At 48.2% G+C, this 19,681-nt stretch carries 19 protein-coding genes; 2 read left to right on the top strand and 17 right to left on the bottom strand.

Going from position 1 to position 19,681, the window contains the following annotated elements; translation table 11 throughout:
* Together AAH187_RS01535 and AAH187_RS01540 are read left to right on the top strand one after the other, a co-directional pair.
* On the top strand, positions 1 to 1,982 hold a 1,982-nt coding region (locus AAH187_RS01535), incomplete at its 5' end, for an alpha/beta hydrolase (RefSeq protein WP_342346662.1).
* 245 nt (positions 1,983 to 2,227) lie between these two features.
* Entirely contained in the window at positions 2,228 to 4,399 is a 2,172-nt protein-coding gene (locus AAH187_RS01540) for an ATP-binding protein (protein WP_342346663.1), read from the top strand.
* Between the two features lie 157 nt (positions 4,400 to 4,556).
* Here AAH187_RS01540 and AAH187_RS01545 read toward each other — a convergent pair whose 3' ends face one another.
* From AAH187_RS01545 to AAH187_RS01625, 17 genes are all read right to left on the bottom strand, one after another.
* The gene (locus AAH187_RS01545; RefSeq protein ID WP_342346664.1) at positions 4,557 to 5,582 is read right to left on the bottom strand and encodes a class I SAM-dependent methyltransferase; all 1,026 of its coding nucleotides are present in this window, start codon (positions 5,580 to 5,582) and stop codon (positions 4,557 to 4,559) included.
* Between the two features lie 57 nt (positions 5,583 to 5,639).
* Positions 5,640 to 6,077, bottom strand: a complete 438-nt coding sequence (locus AAH187_RS01550; RefSeq protein ID WP_342346665.1) for a hypothetical protein — start codon at positions 6,075 to 6,077, stop codon at positions 5,640 to 5,642.
* Entirely contained in the window at positions 6,070 to 6,873 is an 804-nt protein-coding gene (locus AAH187_RS01555; protein WP_342346666.1) for a tetratricopeptide repeat protein, read from the bottom strand. The genes AAH187_RS01550 and AAH187_RS01555 overlap by 8 nt, the downstream gene beginning before the upstream one ends.
* 67 nt (positions 6,874 to 6,940) lie before the next feature.
* Positions 6,941 to 7,540 (bottom strand): hypothetical protein, encoded by a 600-nt coding sequence (locus AAH187_RS01560; protein ID WP_342346667.1) that lies wholly within the window; start codon positions 7,538 to 7,540, stop codon positions 6,941 to 6,943.
* Positions 7,537 to 7,776 carry a hypothetical protein gene (locus tag AAH187_RS01565; RefSeq protein WP_342346668.1) on the bottom strand — a complete coding sequence of 80 codons (240 nt, stop codon included), beginning with the start codon at positions 7,774 to 7,776 and terminating at the stop codon, positions 7,537 to 7,539. The genes AAH187_RS01560 and AAH187_RS01565 overlap by 4 nt, the downstream gene beginning before the upstream one ends.
* A gap of 45 nt (positions 7,777 to 7,821) precedes the next feature.
* Positions 7,822 to 8,376, bottom strand: a complete 555-nt coding sequence (locus AAH187_RS01570) for a TlpA disulfide reductase family protein (RefSeq protein ID WP_342346669.1) — start codon at positions 8,374 to 8,376, stop codon at positions 7,822 to 7,824.
* Positions 8,377 to 8,488: 112 nt separating this feature from the next.
* Positions 8,489 to 9,940: an amidophosphoribosyltransferase gene (gene purF, locus AAH187_RS01575; RefSeq protein ID WP_342346670.1), complete on the bottom strand. Its 1,452-nt coding sequence runs from the start codon at positions 9,938 to 9,940 to the stop codon at positions 8,489 to 8,491.
* Between the two features lie 79 nt (positions 9,941 to 10,019).
* On the bottom strand, positions 10,020 to 12,293 hold the full coding sequence (purL, locus tag AAH187_RS01580; protein WP_342346671.1) for a phosphoribosylformylglycinamidine synthase subunit PurL: 2,274 nt from the start codon (positions 12,291 to 12,293) through the stop codon (positions 10,020 to 10,022).
* Between the two features lie 209 nt (positions 12,294 to 12,502).
* A complete protein-coding gene (locus tag AAH187_RS01585; RefSeq protein ID WP_342346672.1) occupies positions 12,503 to 12,709 on the bottom strand; it encodes a DUF433 domain-containing protein in 207 nt (68 codons plus the stop codon).
* A gap of 73 nt (positions 12,710 to 12,782) precedes the next feature.
* Positions 12,783 to 13,496, bottom strand: coding sequence for a phosphoribosylformylglycinamidine synthase subunit PurQ (purQ, locus tag AAH187_RS01590; protein WP_342346673.1), 714 nt, complete (start codon positions 13,494 to 13,496; stop codon positions 12,783 to 12,785).
* Positions 13,497 to 13,591: 95 nt separating this feature from the next.
* Positions 13,592 to 13,837, bottom strand: a complete 246-nt coding sequence (gene purS, locus AAH187_RS01595; RefSeq protein ID WP_342346674.1) for a phosphoribosylformylglycinamidine synthase subunit PurS — start codon at positions 13,835 to 13,837, stop codon at positions 13,592 to 13,594.
* Positions 13,838 to 13,951: 114 nt separating this feature from the next.
* Positions 13,952 to 14,656, bottom strand: a complete 705-nt coding sequence (purC, locus tag AAH187_RS01600; protein ID WP_342346675.1) for a phosphoribosylaminoimidazolesuccinocarboxamide synthase — start codon at positions 14,654 to 14,656, stop codon at positions 13,952 to 13,954.
* Positions 14,653 to 16,023, bottom strand: a complete 1,371-nt coding sequence (purB, locus tag AAH187_RS01605) for an adenylosuccinate lyase (protein WP_342346676.1) — start codon at positions 16,021 to 16,023, stop codon at positions 14,653 to 14,655. The genes purC and purB overlap by 4 nt, the downstream gene beginning before the upstream one ends.
* A 12-nt stretch (positions 16,024 to 16,035) precedes the next feature.
* Complete coding sequence (gene nusB / locus AAH187_RS01610) at positions 16,036 to 16,563, bottom strand: transcription antitermination factor NusB (protein ID WP_342346677.1); 528 nt, start codon at positions 16,561 to 16,563, stop codon at positions 16,036 to 16,038.
* Complete coding sequence (ribH, locus tag AAH187_RS01615; protein ID WP_342346678.1) at positions 16,560 to 17,072, bottom strand: 6,7-dimethyl-8-ribityllumazine synthase; 513 nt, start codon at positions 17,070 to 17,072, stop codon at positions 16,560 to 16,562. The genes nusB and ribH overlap by 4 nt, the downstream gene beginning before the upstream one ends.
* 95 nt (positions 17,073 to 17,167) lie before the next feature.
* Complete coding sequence (locus AAH187_RS01620) at positions 17,168 to 18,397, bottom strand: bifunctional 3,4-dihydroxy-2-butanone-4-phosphate synthase/GTP cyclohydrolase II (RefSeq protein ID WP_342346679.1); 1,230 nt, start codon at positions 18,395 to 18,397, stop codon at positions 17,168 to 17,170.
* A gap of 41 nt (positions 18,398 to 18,438) precedes the next feature.
* Positions 18,439 to 19,662: an MFS transporter gene (locus AAH187_RS01625; protein WP_342346680.1), complete on the bottom strand. Its 1,224-nt coding sequence runs from the start codon at positions 19,660 to 19,662 to the stop codon at positions 18,439 to 18,441.
* Positions 19,663 to 19,681: the final 19 nt, after the last annotated feature.

Genomic DNA, 19,681 nt, shown 5'->3' on the forward strand with positions numbered 1-19,681 from the left:
TCCAGGGAATGATTATAGATATCCATGTGGAAACAGGTCAGACCGCCTGGGAAGGAACAACAGACATTCTTTTACACTGTTCAACTTCGTCGGTTACCGGAGTCCTGCCGAATCAAGGAGAGGGACTCGTGGTCTATGGACACGTTAAGCCAGAAGCCTCGGATTCAGTTCCTGATTTTTACCCTCATGAGAGGAAAAATAAGATTAAGGACGAGTCCATTAATCCCCAAAAAACAGGCGTGCACAGTCAACGTCTTACCATTGAAAAAGGCAATGGGCAGAGGATTCGTGCCTACCATGACCGACCTATGGGAGATTCAACAGAAGGACCTGTCGTCGTCATTGCCCCTGGGTACGGGGAAACGAAGCGGGATTATTTGACCTTGGCATATTACTTTGCCAGCAATGGATTTCATGTCGTGCGCTATGACCATACCAATCATGTCGGCGAAAGTGATGGACTGCACTATCAAATATGTCTTTCATCAATGAAGGATGACTTTCAAACCGTGATCCGTTATGTCAGGGCAACTTGGCCGCACTCCCCAATAATCGGCGTGGCCTCAAGTTTAGCTTCGCGAGTCGCCCTCAAAGCCGAGGTTGAATGTCCATCATTATCCCTCTTGATCATGCTCATGAGCATTGTCAATGTTGAACGGTCTGCAGCCACGGTTCATCAGGAAGATCTCTTCGCAGGCTATGCCAATGGGCAGTGCCCTGACTCGGCCAATTTTTTGGGCTTTAATGTGGGAAATAAATTTTTGGGTGATGCAATTGCCAACCAATTCGTCACGCTTGAACACACACTGATTGATGCGGCATCGTTAACCTGCCCTGTCATGCTGGTTTCTGCCGAAAAAGATGCCTGGGTGGCTCCCGATGATCTTCAGGCGTTTCGGAACGCATTGGGCCGAAGTCTTGAACAATGGATTGTGGTGCCTAATGCATTGCATCGTCTACAAGAAAACCCCAAAATGGCCCATGAAACCTATCGACAACTCATCGCACAATGCCATGCGCATCTCGCACAGAATCCTTCTTCTGAGGTGATCCACAACCCCAATCGACTAGACTTGGGACGTCAAAATCGACGAGAAAAATTTGCGCAACAACAACAGGTAGAGACCGACGTCGGGACAGGCTTTTGGCAGGATTACTTGGGTCACTTTCAGTCGGTGGCTAAATGCCGGGATTATGTGAAACTCCTCGACCATGTGTTTCATGCCTTGGGCCCCATCACTTCCGGCCAAAAATTTCTGGATGCCGGGTGTGGAAACGGCAATGCGGGATTGTATTTTTTGAATGAGCTCGCCTCCACCATTTCCTCTGGGATCCCATGCCTGGAGGAATCCATTCAGTATGTGGGGATTGATGTCGTTCCTGACGCGTTGAAGCGAGCCAACCAGGCAATGGTGGCAGCCAGCACAGAATGGCAACATGCCAGGAGATCTTTAGCACCCTTCGTCACTCAGTCATGGGCACAAGTCGATTTAGGTCAGCCGCTTCCCTTTCCCGACAACCGATTTGACCGAATTGTCTCTAATTTAGTGATTGGATATGTCCAGGATCCATGCGCTGCATTGCGGGAACTATATCGTGTTCTTGCTCCAGGTGGGCGAATGATCATTTCCAATTTAAAACCGAATGGTGACTTTTCGGGGATTTACCAGGGTCTGGTCAGTAATGCTGCCCTCCCACAGCAACGAGATGAAGCACGGAATCTCTTGAATAATTATGGGAAAATCCGACAGGCCGAAAAAGAAGGTCAATTTTGTTTTTTTGATCAAACCCAATGGGAATCGATCATCGTAACTTTGGGTCGTACGAATGCGAGGATTTTTCCGACGTTTGCAGGACAAGCCTATCTCATCGTATTGGACAAACCAATCGTTTTCGCCCAAGCGCAAAGATCAATGATCCGGAATAAAAAACACTCCACAAGATTAAATCTGCGACCAGGAGTTCTGAAACAAGTGGCATAAGGCTTCTCCTTTCTGCAAATTTTTCCTAGGGGTGCCACATCCCGCGGACAGCACACATCAATGCCATTGACTGGACACGGATTGTACAGCAGAGCGTCCCTGACGATGGGATAAGAAGAGGGGCCCTCCGACAGTCAAATTGCCAACCCTTTTGACTTCTGCATGCGTTTATTGTCCAATAGCCTTTCAAATGGTGTACATAGCCAATGACCTAGTTTAATCAATTATCTTTCAGTGTTTTAGACGTGAATTTTTACGCCTTCAGCGGACTCCTCAATGGTCTCGCCGCCACGGCCTCCGGCCTTATTGTTTACGCCAAAAACCCTCGCAGTTCCAAACATCAAGCCTATGCCCTGTATTGTTTAGCTGCCGCCATTTGGGGGTATGGGTTTTGCGCCTGGCAGCTTGCGTCATCCCACGATCTCGCCCTTTTCTTTGTTCGATTGCTGATGGCCGGAGCCATCTTTCTTCCAGCAGCCTATCTGTGGCACGTCCTAACCTTATTGGATGATGTGGAATCGAACAGATGGATTATCCGTCTTGGATGGGGAATCAGTTTTATTTATTTCTGCGCGAACTTTACCTCCTATTTTGTGGCCGATGTTCATCATGTCGGTAATTTTCTCTTTTGGCCGAAACCCGGACCTTTTTTCCATTTCTATCTGTTGGGGTTTGGCCTATCGACCGTTTATGGGACATGGTTGCTCTACCATGGAGCACGGGGCAGAACTGGTCCTGAACGTTCGAGGTTTTACCTTCTCACCATCGGATCCGTGATTGCGTATGCAGGAGGGTTGACGACTTTTCCGCTCTGGTATGGGGTTGAGATCCCACCAAACGGGACAATTCTTCTGACTGTCTATACGTCCGTCGTAGCCTATACGCTCCTGAGATACCGGCTCATGGATCTCGGGACGGCTGTTGAACGAGGTATTACGGGAAGCCTCTTGTTAGCGCTCGTGGCTTTCCCTGCGTATCCGATCCTCCTTCTTGGGCAAAGTCTGTACTTTGGGCAAATTAATATCGCCTATTCTTTTGTGGAATTGAGCGTATTGCTTATCTTGGTGCTTGGAGCGTCCTTCCTGAAACGGGAAGCCAAAACATTAATCACGAAATCATTGTTCAAAGAACGATATAACCGACATGAAACGGTCGTGCATTTTTCTAAGTCACTCGTCTCCATTCTGGAATTAAAAGATTTGACGGCGACCATCGTGGAATCCATTTGTCCAACATTAGGATTGCAATGGGGAGTCTTATATCTACGAAGTTCCAGCAGTCAGGATTATCGACCGGTATCCAGCTTTGGGAAATCCACCAATGATCTGCCTGTCCTCTATTTGCATAAAACTCCGACTTTGTTAGAAATGTGGAGACAAGGCACGTTCTGTTTTGTCATCAATGAATTGGAACTCTCTACCATCAACTCTGACTCTGAAGCCGTCATCGCGCAGCTTGCGCAGATTGGAACAGAAGTCTGTTTGCCCTTGGTCAACAAAACACGGCTCCTAGGTTTTTGTGTGTTTGGGCCTAATACGAAAAGTGGTGGAGGGTACACGACCCAGGATTTGGATTTATTGACGACCTTATCGCAGGAAGCTTCCGTGGCGTTAGACAATGCCTTACTGTATGAAGAGCTCAAGCGCTCTCAGTCGTTAGTTCGTCGAACTGATCGGCTTCGTTCTCTGGAGACCATGGCAGGCGGATTAGCTCACGAAATCAGAAATCCACTGACGTCGATCAAAGCCTTTGTGGACCTGGCACCCGAACGAAAGGATGATGAGCAGTTTCTCGTTCGATTCAGTAAGGTTGTCAAAGAAGATGTGTGTCGAATTGAACGGCTCACTCGGGAGATCTTGGATTATGCCAAACCGATGGAACCGTTTCTCAAGGAAGAAGACCTTAATGATATTGTGGAATCCTGTCTGTATACCCTCAGGATTCGCCCTTCTCATGAATTGATTATTGTCGAAACAGATTTAGCCCATGGATTACCAAATGTTTTTGCCGACCGGCAACAATTAAAGCAGGTATTCCTCAATCTGCTGTTTAATGCCGTGGAAGCCATGCTTCCAGAGGGTGGCGTGTTGACAGTGCGAACTCGAAAAATTGGTTCAGGGCTGGCTCAGAATTGGGTGCAGGTGGACATTCAAGATACCGGAAAAGGGATTAATCCGGAAGACATCGAGCATATTTTTGATCCTTTTTTTACCACAAAACATTTGAGTCAGGAACATGAGGGAACAGGCTTGGGTTTGGCCATTGCCCATCAAATCATTCAAGAACATCGTGGAAGTATTGAAGTACAAAGTGTGAAAGGAGGGGGAGCCACCTTTCTTGTGAACCTCCCAAGCTCACCAGCACCGACATCAGTTTCCCCAACTCAGAGTGTGTTGCCCAAACCTGAACACCGATAGCATTGATTGAAACACCGGCTGAACGGTTCGATCGATATATCCAGTCATAGTTGGAGAGTTGACCTGTAGCCACGTGAGGGACGGAAGCTCCACACACGGCGTTTCAGGGAGCGATATTACTGATGATGAGAGCCGGTTAAGGGAAAATAAATAAACGTTAACCGGTGCGCGGGTGTCGTCCTTCAATCAGTTGCCCCTCCCAATCTCCGGTCCCCTCTTTCATATGGAGAACCCGTGAACGAGTGAGTCCGGCTCGTTGAAGCCACTCTCGAACATCGCGCACGGAATACGTGTTCCCCCGCTCAGTATAGAGCAACATGGAGACGGCAAAGAGATTTGCTTCAAGAGGCTGAAGTTCTTTTGGGTCCTGCAAAAAGGTATCTTGGATGAGCAGGCGTCCGCCAGGGTTGAGAATTCGTTTGATTTTTTTGAAAATTTTCAGGTTGTCTGCAGGAGAATAAATATGCAGGACGTTGGAATACCAGACAACATCATACGTTCCTGAAATGCGTGCAGTTAAAAAATCACCAGATTGATAGGTTAAGCGGGTTCCCAAGAAAGACTGTTCCGCCAGCATACGTGCCACATCCAGAGCGGCAGGCCGATCCATCACGGTGGCGTGAAGGATTGGATTCAGCGCTAAAAAGGCCAAAGCATAGGTGCCGGGGCCGCCGCCTAAGTCGAGAAGGGAACGAGCCGCTTTTAGAGAAATCTGTTGTGCGACCTCTTTGGCCGGTTGGAGGGAGCGATGATGCATGGCCCAGGAAAACGATCGTCGATATTCGGTGGTTTCCGGTTCCTTGCTGTCCCGTGGCTGACCGACACGAATGACTTCTGTCAGATGAGACCATTCGCTCCATTGACGCTGCATGAGTCCCAGATAGTCTCCTCGAAAGTCCGGACTGGATTCTTGAAGATAGCGTTTGGAAAACGGGGCAAGTTGGTATCCCGATTGTGACTTGACTAATAATCCTACACTAGCAAGATTTCTGCACAAGATTGCGAGTCCACGTTGGCTCACCCGTACACGTTTGGCTAACTCAGGAATCGTCCAATCCCGATTTTCCATCTTCGTAAATAAATCAAGATCTAATGCGGAAAAAATAATCCGTGGCAATCGAAAGGCATAGGCGACGTCTCGAAATTGTTTGAAGGATGTGATGAACGTTGGAGTCTGTTTCACGATGATCAGGCTGGCGTGAGTACGTAGCTTGATGTTGGAGGCCGATGGGTCTTAGTGTCAAGCCGGAAACAAGGTCAGACAGGTCTTAATTTGCTGATAAAGATCGGTCAGTTTTCCGAAATCGACCGGGCGTTCATAATGCGCAGCCACATGCGACTCATTCATCTCAATTCGTTCTGTGAAACCTTGGCGCAGGAGTTTTGGACGGTGCTTGGAAACCGTTTGTTGTAGATAAAATTTGGCTTGTTTCGCGAGTTCATCGGTTCCTAAATCTTCTGGCGTCCCATCCGAAAGCATGCTTTTCATGTCATCCAGATCGTACCCTGCCATGCACACAAGTTTGCCGTCCGCAGTGATTTCAAGCAACCAGTCTTCATCTGGTAAGGGGAGGGTTAAGGCGTCAGGGGAATGGATATCCAACCACCCGTGAATTTCCTTCACAAGATAGGTCCTGGCCTGAGGCCACAGGGGTGAGGGGTCTGAAGATTCACTCATGCGTGTGTCCAGTTGTGGTGCTCAGACGAGATTTTAAGGCATGTAATCGCTGGGTATTTTCGGTGAGTTTTGGTAATTGATATTTTTGGTCGACACGAACAACTTTTTGTAAATATTGCACTGCTTGGCTCCATTGGCCTTGAGCCTCATGGCAACTGGCAAGAACATACCACGCACCGCCCATACGGAGTTCATCCTTCAGCCGCCTGGCGACATCCAGACTGGTCAAGGTGCAGGATTGCGCTTCCTCAAATCGTCGTTGACTCAAATATAACCGTGCCATCATACGAAAGACATCGGATTGCCCGGCTTCATTCCCGACCCGGCGCATCAGGATTAATGATTCCTGATAGTAGGCGAGCGCATCTTCTTCCTTGCCTGTTTCCCTCGCGACTAATCCCAAATCAGAAAGTAAAACCGCCTTTCCGGCATAGTCGGACAAATGATTCATTAAATCCAAGGCCTCTAAATAATAAGCCTGGGCTCGTTCCCATTCGCCAGCATCGGCCGAAAGGTTCCCCAAATTGGCTAAAGTCGTACTAATCCCCCGATCATCACCAAGAATTTTTTGAAGTTCTAACACCTCACTATAATAGGCTCTGGCTTGTTCCCGTCGACCACTCACAGCGCAAATATTACCAAGGTTCCCCAGCGTGGTGGCCAAAGATCGTTGGTCTCCATTTTGACGATCAACCTCCAGGGCCTGCGCATAATATTGAAAAGCTTCGGTATAAAAGCCTTTCGAAAAATGCTGATTGCCTAAAGAATTGAGATTGGCGGATTGAGACCAGGCCATACATATTCACTCAGGGTCACAGAACAGGGAAAAGAGCTTCCACGCCATTTTCATGATATTGATTGATTCATTTATCTAGCAAGAGGTGTTCGAGTGCGGGCTTGGCCCCAGTGAGTATGGAAGTGCCATCCCCAACAAGAAGGCTGTCAAACGTATACTTTAACAATCTACGAAGACCTTCCCTGGCTTTGACGATGTTGTCATATTTCTCTAAAGGTAGAAGCCGGAGGGAACCTCCTGGATCCCCAATGATTCCATCTCCCACAATCAGCACCCCTTGGCCTTGCTGCAAGAATAAGGCGCTTTCCCCAGGAGATTTTTGATCAGAAAGTTGAACGACCCAAATTCCCCCTGGAAGCAATTCACCGTCTTTGAAGGTTTTATCAATGGGCAGGGTCATTTCTTTGGCATCCAATTCCGGAGCCATTACCTGACAGTTGAAGGTTTTCCTGAAGTTGGCCGCTTCCCGTTCATGATCCCGATTAGTCAATATGATATAATCTGGGGACCCTCCCCGCTGCGTCATGGCCATATCACCATCGCTCATGGGTGGCGGGTCGACTAATATCCGATGTTCTCCCACAGCTAATAAATGTCCGTTAAAATTAATCTGTTTTTCTTCAGAGAACCAAGACCATTCAGAAATATTGGGTAGAATGGTTTTCATAAGGTTTCCAGGGTTTCTTGAAGAAGGGTTGTGACTTTTGTTTGAACGCCAGGTTCTTCTGGAAGGTCTAACATGTCATCCTCATGGACGGTAATAAATTTACGATTGGGCCCTTTTGTAAGAGAGATGAGTAACAGGCTCCGCGAAGGAGTGGTAGGGATGACCACCTCCACAGATGCATCCAGGGTTTTCACGATCTCAAGAAATTTCTGTTTTCCGTCTTCTAATTCGTCCATTGTGCCCTAACATTGGTTCAAGAATGCGTATAAAGAATCATCGACCTACATGGTCGAGGGAGTAGGCGGGGCCTCCAATAATTTCTCCACTTCCTGCAAAATCGCTTCATGGCCGGCTAATGTGCCATCAGTAAAGAAATTCCCTACGCGCTGCCAACGGATGAGGCCATTTTGATCAATAACATACACATTGGGAATGAATTTTCCCCCGCCATAGAGTTTGTCTGTTTTTTTCTCAGGATCCAGGAGATAGGGATACGTCACCTTCACCGGGAATCCTTGTATAAATTCCCTGACATCAGCCAGGGAATCGCCAGATGAATTGACTCCGATCACCGCCACAGCCTTGTCTTTTATAGCCTCATGCACCATCTGCAGATTGGTACTTTGGATTAAGCACGGCTCGCAAATATGAAAGAGGCCTAGAACCACCACCTTACCCTTAAACTGGTCAAGAGAAAGAGTTTGCCCATCCAGACCCGTCAGTGAGAAATTAGGAGCGGACTCCCCGACTTTAAAAAAACTTCCCGCGTGGACGATCAGACTCGTACTCAGTATGAATATGGCTACGATCAGTACCTGATGAATTTTCCATTTCATAGGTTCCTCCTGTTCATGGGGCCTCATTGGGCATAAACTTAGAGATTTAACTTTCACATCTCTAAAAGCCTAACACACGAATTTTTGGGGCGGCAACAAAACGGTAAAACATTTAGAAACGAGAGACTTGATCGGGTTCGAATAAGCCGAGTTGAAGTTGCTCGGCTTTAGTCAACGTGATGGGATAATTATCGGTAAAACAGGCATTGCAATAATGATCGGAAAAGCCGGGAGCCATTGCTAACATGCCTTCTAGGCTAAGGTAGCCTAAGCTATCGGCCGTCACATAACGACGTATTTCTTCAATGCTGAGATTTGACCCGATGAGTTCCTTTTGTGTCGGCGTATCAATGCCATAAAAACATGGGGCAATGACCGGGGGGGAACTGATTCGCAGGTGAACTTCTCGAGCACCGGCCTGCCGAAGCATTTTGACAATTTTCCGGCTGGTGGTACCCCGAACAAGGGAATCATCCACGACCACAATCCGTTTTCCTTCTAAGACATCCGGAACCGGATTTAATTTCAGCCTCACCCCAAAATGGCGAATGGCTTGTTGCGGTTCAATAAAGGTCCTTCCCACGTAATGATTGCGGGTCAATCCAATTTCAAATGGTAATCCCATCCCTTCAGCATAGCCCAACGCCGCTGGAACACCCGAATCGGGAACCGGGATGACCATGTCCGCGTCTGCTGGACATTCTTTAGCCAACTGACGGCCAAAGGCTTTGCGAACCGGGTACACGGCATGCGGGCCAAAAATTTTCGAATCGGGTCTGGCGAAATAGACGTATTCAAATACGCATTGGGCGTGCGGCCGTTCCAGAAACGGATGATAGGAGGTTATTTCGGAATCGTGAATGACGACGATTTCTCCTGGCTCAACTTCACGGACGAATTTGGCATCAATGAGATCGAATGCGCAGGTCTCAGAGGCCACAACCCAACTACCTTTATAACGCCCCAAACAGAGGGGACGAAAACCAAACGGATCACGGGCCGCAATCAAATGATTATCAGTTAAAAGCACCAGCGAAAAGGCTCCTCGGACCAAGCTTAATGCGTCAATCACGCGATTGACGATGGTATCCCCTTTTGAGTGAGCGATTAAGTGGATGATGACCTCGCTATCGGAGTCTGATTGAAAAATAGCGCCATAGGCCTCGAGTTCACCACGAAGCACACCCGCATTAATTAAATTCCCATTGTGGGCTAATGCCAGATTTCCAAATGCGAAATTGACGGTCAAGGGTTGAACATTTTGCAATTGTCCACTGCCAGCCGTGGAATACCGATTGTGGCCGATCGCTTTCGTGCCTGGAAGTTCGCGTAACGTTTTCTTTGAATAAATATCGGCAACGAGGCCTAACCCTTTTTTTTGAAAGAATTGATCTCCATCCGAAGACACAATTCCGGAACCTTCTTGTCCCCGGTGTTGTAAGGCATAGAGGCCGAGATAGGTCAGATTGGCGGCTTCCTTCGATCCCGCAATCCCGAAGACAGCACATTCTTCATGAAACCCGTCTGAGGAAGGCATGGCCGGCATCATGGGTAACTTCCTCATGAGATCCTCACATATGCCGGACCCGCCTGTTCAGCAGAAAGGGCTGACCATGTCAAATAAATCGAGGGACAACCGGTTATCACGATGTTTCTGTTCCTAATTGGCGTGCGAGACTGTGGTGCCATGCATTTCCCATTTCGGAAAGTGACAGGGTTATTTGAGACACGGACTGGTTATTGCTGCCACGAATAGTGATATCCATATTTTCTTGAGTAACCTGTCCCAATTCAGTGCTCGGCACTCCGAAGCGTTCAACGGACTCCCTTACCTGCTTAATATTCTCGGGGTTAATTGAGATGACAACCCGGGAAGGACTTTCTCCAAAAAGCAGGGCGTCTAGACGCAGGCGATCTTGAGTCAGTATAACAGTTGCCCCGAATGGTGCGGAAGGATGCGTCAGACAGCATTCGGCTAATGTCACGAGTAATCCACCTTCCGAGCAATCATGCGCTGATTCCACCAGCCCGTCTTGTATCAATGAGAGTAGGCAAGAGTGGAGGTCCTTTTCTCGATCCAGATCCAACCAGGGAGGATTACCTTGTTCACGGGAATGGATGACCTTGAGGTATTCCGTCCCGCCTAAGTCCTCCTTTGTCTCCCCCAGAAGGAGAATCTGATCTCCTGATTGCTTAAACCATTGAGTGATAATGTTTTCCGTGCGCTCAATGAGTCCGACCATTCCTAAAATCGGAGTTGGATAGATAGAGAGTCCATTCGTTTCGTTATAAAAACTGACGTTCCCGCTCACGACAGGAATTTCGAATGTTCGACATGCGTCAGCGATCCCTTCGACGGCCATAATAAATTGCCACATGATGTCAGGACGCTCAGGGTTGCCGAAATTCAGACAGTCGGTGACCCCGATCGGTTGGGCCCCCGCACAAACCAAGTTCCGTGCGGCTTCAGCAACCGCTAATCCTCCTCCCAAATAGGGATTCAGCAGACAGAAACGACTATTGCCGTCTGTCGTCATGGCCAAGGCTTTGGTGGTCCCTTTGATGCGAACTACGGCGGAGTCGGAGCCTGGGCACACCACGGTATTGGTTCCTACCATATGATCATATTGCCGAAATACCCAACGTTTGCTCGCGATGGTTGGTGAAGCTAAGAGTTTCAGTAATACCTCGGCAGGGTCCTTTACGTCAGGAAGAGCGTCAATATTTAAGGACTGCAAAAATTCTTGATACTGAGGTGGCGCGGCAGGCCGTTCGTAGCGTGGACCTTCCTCGGCGAGAGCATGAGCGGGTATTTCGGCCACAATCTCATGGCCTTCCCTGATTCGAAGAAACCCATCATCCGTCACCTGTCCGACCACGGCAGCATCAATGCCCCATTTTCGGCAGATGGCAAGAACTGCCTCTTCCTTGCCAGGTTGAGCCACCAGCAACATCCTCTCCTGAGATTCCGATAACAGAATCTCATAGGGAGTCATGTGCGGTTCACGGCGAGGGACCTTGGCCAGGTCCATGTCAATACCGGTTCCGGCGCGGGAGGCCATTTCGCAGGACGAACTGGTGAGTCCAGCGGCCCCCATGTCTTGAATCCCGACCAACAGGTCCTGTTCCAAAAATTCAAGGCAAGCTTCAAGTAATAGTTTTTCTAAAAATGGATCGCCAACTTGTACATTCGGACGCTTTTTTTCTGAGGCGTCGTCAAAACTGTCAGAGGCCATAGTGGCGCCATGGATCCCGTCTCGTCCCGTTTTGGCACCTATGTACAACACTTGATTTCCGGCACCTTTAGCTAAGCCCCTCAGGAGACGATCTTTTTTCACAATACCCAAACAAAAGACATTCACCAGTGGATTTTTTGAATAAATATCGTTAAACGTAATTTCCCCACCTACCGTTGGCACCCCCATGCAGTTCCCATAGGAAGAAATCCCGGAAACGACTCCTTTGAGGATATGCTGATTTTTGGGAAGGTCCAATTCACCGAATCGCAGGGAATTCAATAGCGCAATCGGGCGTGCTCCCATGGTAAAAATATCGCGTAGAATCCCACCGACACCGGTGGCCGCCCCTTGAAACGGTTCAATATATGACGGATGATTGTGCGATTCCATCTTAAACACTGCCGCAAGTCCCTCTCCAATATCCACGGCTCCAGCGTTTTCACCAGGCCCTTGAACCACCCGGTCTCCCTCGGTCGGAAATCGTTTCAAATGAATGCGTGAACTCTTATAACTGCAGTGTTCACTCCACATCACAGAAAAGATACCCAACTCAGTGAGATTCGGCTCACGACCAAGATGCTTGATGATTTGCACATACTCATCATCAGACAGGCCATGCTGTTTAATAATTTGTGGCGTAAGGGGTACGTGCTGCAAGGTTTTTGAGTCCCGTGTCATAGGAGGTAACTCATCCTGATATGATTCTTTTCTCACTAGGAAAAAGGGAATGAGAGAGGTGAAAACAGAATATGATACTAATAATTTCGAATACAACCCACGCGATTCATTTCCTCAACGCTCACGGAAATGTACATAAGAAAGTCAGAAGAACAGTCATTTCAATGAAATGAAAACTTAGCATAAACGCACCCATTCTGTCCTATGGCTTAATGACCTGAAGGCAGGCGAAGGGGCAAATGATCCGTGACGTAAGAGGCATATCGCAACGCCGAAAGCACTTGTTCATATGTCAGGTTCAAAGCTTCCTGAACGTCATCAAAAGATTTCCCGATGCCAAGTGTTCCAACCACAGTGGCCACATCAACCTCGGTGCCTGCTACACATGGTTTCCCATGGCAAGTGTCTGGAGTCATCGTAATTCCTGGAAAAATTTCCATGCTGGCAATGACAAACAATGGAGACATTGGCGGATTGCAGTAATCTCGCCTATACAGGTTGAGGTGTTTTGTGTTTTTCCAACGCTGCAATCATAGATCGAAAAATATACACCCCATCCTCATTATTGAGAAGATGTTCTGCGCCTCGTTCCGGATGAGGCATCAGGCCAAGGACGTTTCCCGCCGCGTTACGAATTCCCGCAATGTTATCCAGCGATCCATTGGGATTGGCTTGAGAAGTCACTTTGCCTTCGCGATCACAAAATCGAAAAACGATTTGCGCATTGGCCTGCAATGCGGACAGAGTCACGGGGTTTGTATAATAATTTCCCTCAGCATGGGCAATCGGCAGCTTCAGAACCTGCCCGGGTTCACAGTGATTGGTGAACGGAGTGTCAGCGTTTTCTACCCGTATATAGCGATCTTCACAAATAAAAGAAAGATCCCTATTGCGCAACATAGCACCGGGTAATATTCCAAGCTCCAAAAGCATTTGAAATCCATTGCATATGCCCAAGACCATTCCTCCCCGCTCAGCAAACTCAACGACCGCGTCCATGATGGGAGAGAATCGGGCTATGGCACCTGTACGAAGGTAGTCCCCATAAGAAAAACCCCCTGGCAGAATAATGGCATCCATTCCTTTGAGGGATCTCTCTTGATGCCAAATGAAATGAGCGGTTTGTTCCATGACCTCCGAAAGAACATGCGCGCAATCACGATCACAATTGGATCCGGGAAAGACAATGATACCGATGTTCATAACGCTCTCCCCCTGTTGCCATTTCTACTGAGACGAGAAGGGTTAGCAGAGAAAAAAGCGAATTCAATCATGAGCGACAACCAACAGACCATTAGTTATGCCTCAAGGATCTCGTATTGATATTCTTCAATGACGGTATTGGCAAGGAGCTTTTCGCACATCTCTTTTATCCTATTTCCTGCAGATGTCGTGTCTGTTTCACAAAGATCCACCTCGATGAATTTTCCTATGCGGACCTCTCCAACCGTTTCAAAGCCAAGAGTTTGAAGCGATTGTTGAATGGCTCGCCCTTGAGGATCCAGAATTCCGTTTTTGAGGGTAATGTAAATTTTGGCTTTCATGATTTCACAGAAGATTCGACATGCACCAGGTGAATAAAGGCTTTACGGCACAGCCAGGATTCTTGCCAACATGGCCTTTGCCAAAGAACGATCGCTTTACTCGAAAAACACGATTTATCCGCAAACCCGTTTGAGAACTTCTTGATAGGTTTCCTCGATACGCCCCAAGTCTTTACGGAAACGATCCTTATCCATGCGTTCCCCGGTTTGGATGTCCCAAAAACGGCACGTGTCGGGGGAAATTTCATCTGCTAAGATAATCTGACCATTCCATAAACCAAATTCCAACTTAAAATCCACCAGCATCATGCCCCTTTTCTGGAAAAAAGGTTTGAGCACTTCGTTGATTTTGAGAGCCTGTTGCCGGAGTTCTTGAATTTGCGAGGGTGTGGCCAATTTAAGGAGGCGAATATGGTCTTCGGAAATCAGAGGGTCGCCCAGCGAATCGTCTTTATAGAAAAACTCGACTAATGGGGGATCAATGATTAAGCCTTCTTCTAAACCCAGGCGTTTGACAATACTGCCCGTGGCTCGATTGCGCACCACAACTTCCACGGGAATAATTTTCACCCGTCGCGTTAACATTTCTCGATCATTGAGTCGCTGGATAAAATGGCTGGGAGTGCCGGCTTCCGCAAGATACTGAAAAAGCGTGGCGGAAACTTTATTGTTCACCACCCCTTTTCCCAAGATAGTCCCTCGTTTTTGCGCATTGAATGCTGTGGCATCGTCCTTGAAGTAGTGAATGACTTCGTCTAATTTTTCAGTCAGGAAAATCTTTTTGGCTTTCCCTTCGTAAAGCATATCTCCCTTAGTCATGCTCTCTTCCTCTTGGTTGATGCTTTTTTTGAGATAGTGGCTTGGGGTGGTGTTGAACGCACGCTCTGAGCGTGCCTTCCAAACACCCGTCTAAAAATCTGCTGCTGGTTTCGCAAATAGGCTCTGGGATTAAAGCAGGTCGCGATCTCTTTTGCACTCAGGTGTTTGGCAATAAAGGGATCCTCCTCTATAAGGGCTTGGAAACTTCCTGCCCCTTTCCATGCAGCCATTGCCTGTTGCTGCACATGCTCATAGGCGTCTTTTCTGATCGCACCTTTATCTAACAGCGCCAGCAACACTCGTTGCGAATAGATCAGCCCACCCGTTTGATTCAGCGTGGCCATCATCCGTTCAGGATAGACCACCAGCTTGGACAACATGTTCGTTAACCGGACCAGCATGTAATTGATCAGAATCGTGCTATCCGGAAGGATTATCCGCTCAGCCGATGAATGGCTAATGTCTCGTTCATGCCACAATGCAACATTTTCCATGGCAGCCAGACTGTTACTGCGAACCACTCTGGCAAGACCACATAAATTTTCCGAGCTGATCGGGTTCCGTTTATGAGGCATGGCGGAAGAGCCCTTTTGGCCAGGCTCAAAGTACTCTTCGGCTTCCAAGACTTCGGTTCTTTGCAAATGACGAATTTCAGTGGCAACTTTTTCAATACTGGCTGCCATCAGAGCCAATACCGAAAGGAAGGCCGCGTGACGGTCCCGCTGAAGCACCTGATTTGAAATAGGCGCCGGCTTCAACCCTAAGCGTTGACATACCGTTTTTTCTATTGAGGGAGAAAGATGTGCAAATGTGCCCATGGCCCCGGAAAGCTTGCCGACAGCAATGTCCACGAACGCGGCCTCTAGGCGGAGTTGCTGTCGTTGAAACTCCTGATACCAAATGGCCACCTTCCACGCAAAGGAAATAGGCTCTCCATGAATACCATGCGAACGCCCCACCATCAGGGTATCCTGGTGCGCAAAAGCTAAATCCCGCAAGGCACTAAGCAATACTTTAAGATCCTCACGAATCAATTGGGCGGCTTCCACCAACTGCAACGAAAGGGACGTATCGACGATATCCGAAGAGGTGAGCCCGACATGCAGAAATCGACCATCATTCCCTGCCTGCTCCGCCACCGATTCCAGGAAAGCAATAACATCATGTTTAGTGATTTGTTCGATAGCCGCGATTCGTAAAGGATTAACCGTGACTTTTTTTCGAATGCGGGCTGCCACGCCGGGAGGAATCTGTCTCATCTTTTCCATGGCTTCGCACACGGCAAGTTCGACCTGTAACCACAACTCATATTTGTGGGTCTGGGTCCAAACGGCCCCCATACGGGGTAACGTGTAGCGGTCAATCATGGGAAAGGGCAATTAGGAGGTAGGTGATGGATCAGAGAATTCCGGCGCAGGATATTTTTGTTGAATTTGGCTTCGCTTGATAGCAAGCTTTGGCTCAGCACGGAGAACATGGTCTAAAAGTCCATTCACGAATCGTCTGGCCTCATCATCCGCAAAGAGTTTAGCCAATTCAACCGCTTCATTGATGGTCACCATGGCCGGAATATCGGGCTCCCATAACAATTCGTAAATGGAACACCTCAGGATATTCCTATCCACGACCGGCATCCGTTGCAAGGACCAGTCGATGGCAAAGGCACGAATAATTTGATCAATTTCAGGCTGATTCGTAATGACCCCAAGAAAGAGATTTGAGGTAAATGTTTGGACTTCCGGTGAAGCCGATTGACTTGCCCAAAACTTTTCTTGCCAGGATGGGTTTTGATCTTGAAATTCATATTGGAAAAGCATTTGCAGCGCAAGCTGCCGGGCCAGGCGTCTGGATGGCCGACCCTGTGTCTGATTAGCTGGTGGGGTACCTGATGGAACGGTCATAGTCATGATGTTGTGGATTCTCTTAAGAAACCAGACTGGCGAATACTGGTCTTACTCAAACGTTTCATTAAGACGGCCATATCAAGAGCGGTGCGGGCTGCGTCCGCCCCTTTATTTCGTTCAGGTGCTCCGGAACGTTCCATTGCCTGAGCAACGGTATCCGTAGTCAGGACACCGAAAATAATGGGAATTCCGGTATCCAGAGATGCCTGGCCGATCCCGCGACTTGTCTCTGCACAAATATATTCGAAGTGTGGCGTTTCCCCGCGGATCACTGCCCCTAAACAGATGACGGCATCAAATCGATGAGATTGGGCCAGTGTCTTTGCAATTAATGGAATCTCAAATGCCCCAGGAACCCGAATGACCTGCCTGTGGTCTGGTGGGGTTCCTAATTGGGTTAAGGTGGATTCAGCTGCAGCCAGTAAGCGGCTGGTCACGACCTCGTTAAAAGTACTGACCACGATCGCTACCTGACAATCTACCTCATCCCCACGGCGCTCCTGATTCACCATGCTAGTTCAGAAATTCCTTCAAAACTCAGTCCCTCAAAAAGCGAGAGAGTCGGGATCAGTGTGTACCACTTGCCGATGGGAACCGCAAGTCCCCATTACACATTATTCAAGAGGTGTCCTAATTTGGCTTTTTTCGTGCGTAAGTAGTGCACATTTGACTCCTGGGGCGTAATCTCAATGGACACGCGTTCGACCACTTCCAATCCATAACCCTCGATCCCCACAATTTTCCTTGGATTATTGGTAATGAGTCTGATTTTCTTGAGACCTAAATTCACTAAAATTTGGGCGCCAATTCCATAATCCCGCAAGTCAGCTTTAAACCCCAATTGCAAATTGGCTTCGACTGTATCACTACCCTGGTCCTGAAGGTGGTAGGCCCGAATTTTATTGGTGAGTCCAATTCCCCGCCCCTCCTGATTTAAGTACAGCAGGACCCCTTTGCCTTCCCGTTCAATTATTTCCATTGCTCGATGCAGTTGTTCACGGCAATCACATCGCAAAGACCCAAAGACATCAGCTGTCAGGCAGCCAGAATGGACTCGTACCAAGGTTGGAAGGTTATCGATCTCCCCTTTCACGAGGGCGATGTGTGTTCCGGCATCAAGTTCGTTTTCAAAAACCACAGACTGAAAATGACCAAAGCGTGTAGGGAGATTCGCTGTGGCTACCTGTTTCACAAACGTCTCCCGATGTAACCGATATTGAATCAAATCTTTAACTGTGATGATTTTCAGGCTATGGTGCCTTGCAAATTCCATTAAGTGAGGAACCCGGGCCATCGTGCCGTCATCATTCATAATTTCACAGATGACTGCCGCGGGATACAGTCCAGCCAGGCGGGAAAGATCAACAGACCCTTCGGTTTGTCCGGCACGGCGTAATACTCCGCCCTTATGGGCTTTTAATGGAAAAATGTGCCCAGGTCTTGCAAAGTCGCTTGGCTTGGCTTTTGGGTCAACGGCCAACTGAATGGTGGTGGCTCGATCAGCAGCCGAGATTCCTGTGGTAATATTTTTGGCGGCATCAATCGATACGGTAAAAGCCGTACCGAAAGGTGCGGTATTTTCGTTTGCCTGGGGGGGAAGTTTCAATTCCTCAACTCGGTCTGGGGTGAGGGCCAGACAAATTAAACCTCGTCCGTATTTCGCCATAAAATTAATATGTTCAGGCGTGACTTTTTCAGCAGCCATAACCAGATCCCCCTCATTTTCCCGATCCTCATCGTCAACAAGGATGATGCATTTACCAGCTTGAATATCCTGTAAAGTTTCGGCAATTGTGTGAAATTGAGGCTTGTGTATTGGGGCTGTTTCTTTTTTCATGGGTGACTCACTTGACCGTCAAACGTTTCAGCTTCAGCTGGTTAAATGTCTGGAATGGATTTGGGCTTGCCTAACCAGACCGAACGTTGGACTATCATAACACTAATACCTGCTAATCCTGAAACCAGGCCCAGAACGAAAAATCCAGAAGAAAAGGTTCCGGTTATTTCATTCAACCATCCAAACCCAGATGGTAAAAGGAACCCCCCAAGACCTCCTGCAGCACCAATAAAGCCGGAAGCCGTTCCCATTATGGATTTAAATCGATTGAAAACCACCTGGAAAATGGCTCCATTTCCAAATCCTAAACAAAACATTATTAGGAGAATCAGGGTATAGGTCAAGACAAAATGATCAAGATTCCCTGAGGCAAGGCATAAGGCGGCTACTATAAGAAAGAGCCCTTGTAATAAGGTTAACCCCCCGAACCGATCCGCAAGAAATCCTCCCAGAGGGCGGGCACCACTTCCCGTTAAAGCGCAAAAGGCGGTCAATGTTCCAGCCTTTACCATGTCCACCTGAAATTGATCATGAAAAAAAATCGGGAGATAACTCGAAAGCCCCACAAACCCTCCGAACGTCACCCCATATAAACAACACAACCAGTACATGACTGGATCCTGAAGTCCTTTTCGCAAGAGTATCCTAATACTGTCTTTTGTTGAGAAGTCGGTTTCATTCCTTTCCGGAGCCGATGGAACCAGCCAGAAAAAGATGAGAGCCGCCCCCATAACAGGTAGCAGCATAATGCCGAAAACCTGATGCCAGCCAAATGCTTCCGCAAGGCGCGGGGCAAAAAATGCAGCCAATAGCACGCCGCTGTTTCCAATTCCTGCGACTCCCATGGCCAACCCTTGGTGTGCTGAGGGATAGGCTTGGCTGGCCAGAGGCAGAGCAATCGCAAAGCTGGCCCCGGCAAATCCTAAAAAAAGACCAATTCCCAGCATAGACTCGAAGCTAGTTCCTCCCAGCCATCCCAGCAGCAACCCGACGCCTTCCAAGCCCAAAATGCCCAATCCCACAACTTTGGCCCCTAACTGGTCTCCTAGCGGCCCGACAATTATTCGAAGTAATGCGCCGCCTAGCAATGGGATGCCGACTAATAACCCTTTTTGAGAGGCCGAGAGAGAAAATTCCCCAGATATGGCGATGCCCATGGCCCCGATAAGCAGCCACACCATAAAACTTACTTCAAAGTGGAGCCACGCACCAAGGAGAGTTGGCCAATGCCCGGAACGAAGTGAATGGAAAACGTCTTTCAACATGTTTCTTTCAAGGGCATGG

Origin of the sequence: uncultured Nitrospira sp. (assembly GCA_902500695.1) — a bacterium.
GTDB lineage: Bacteria > Nitrospirota > Nitrospiria > Nitrospirales > UBA8639 > Nitrospira_E.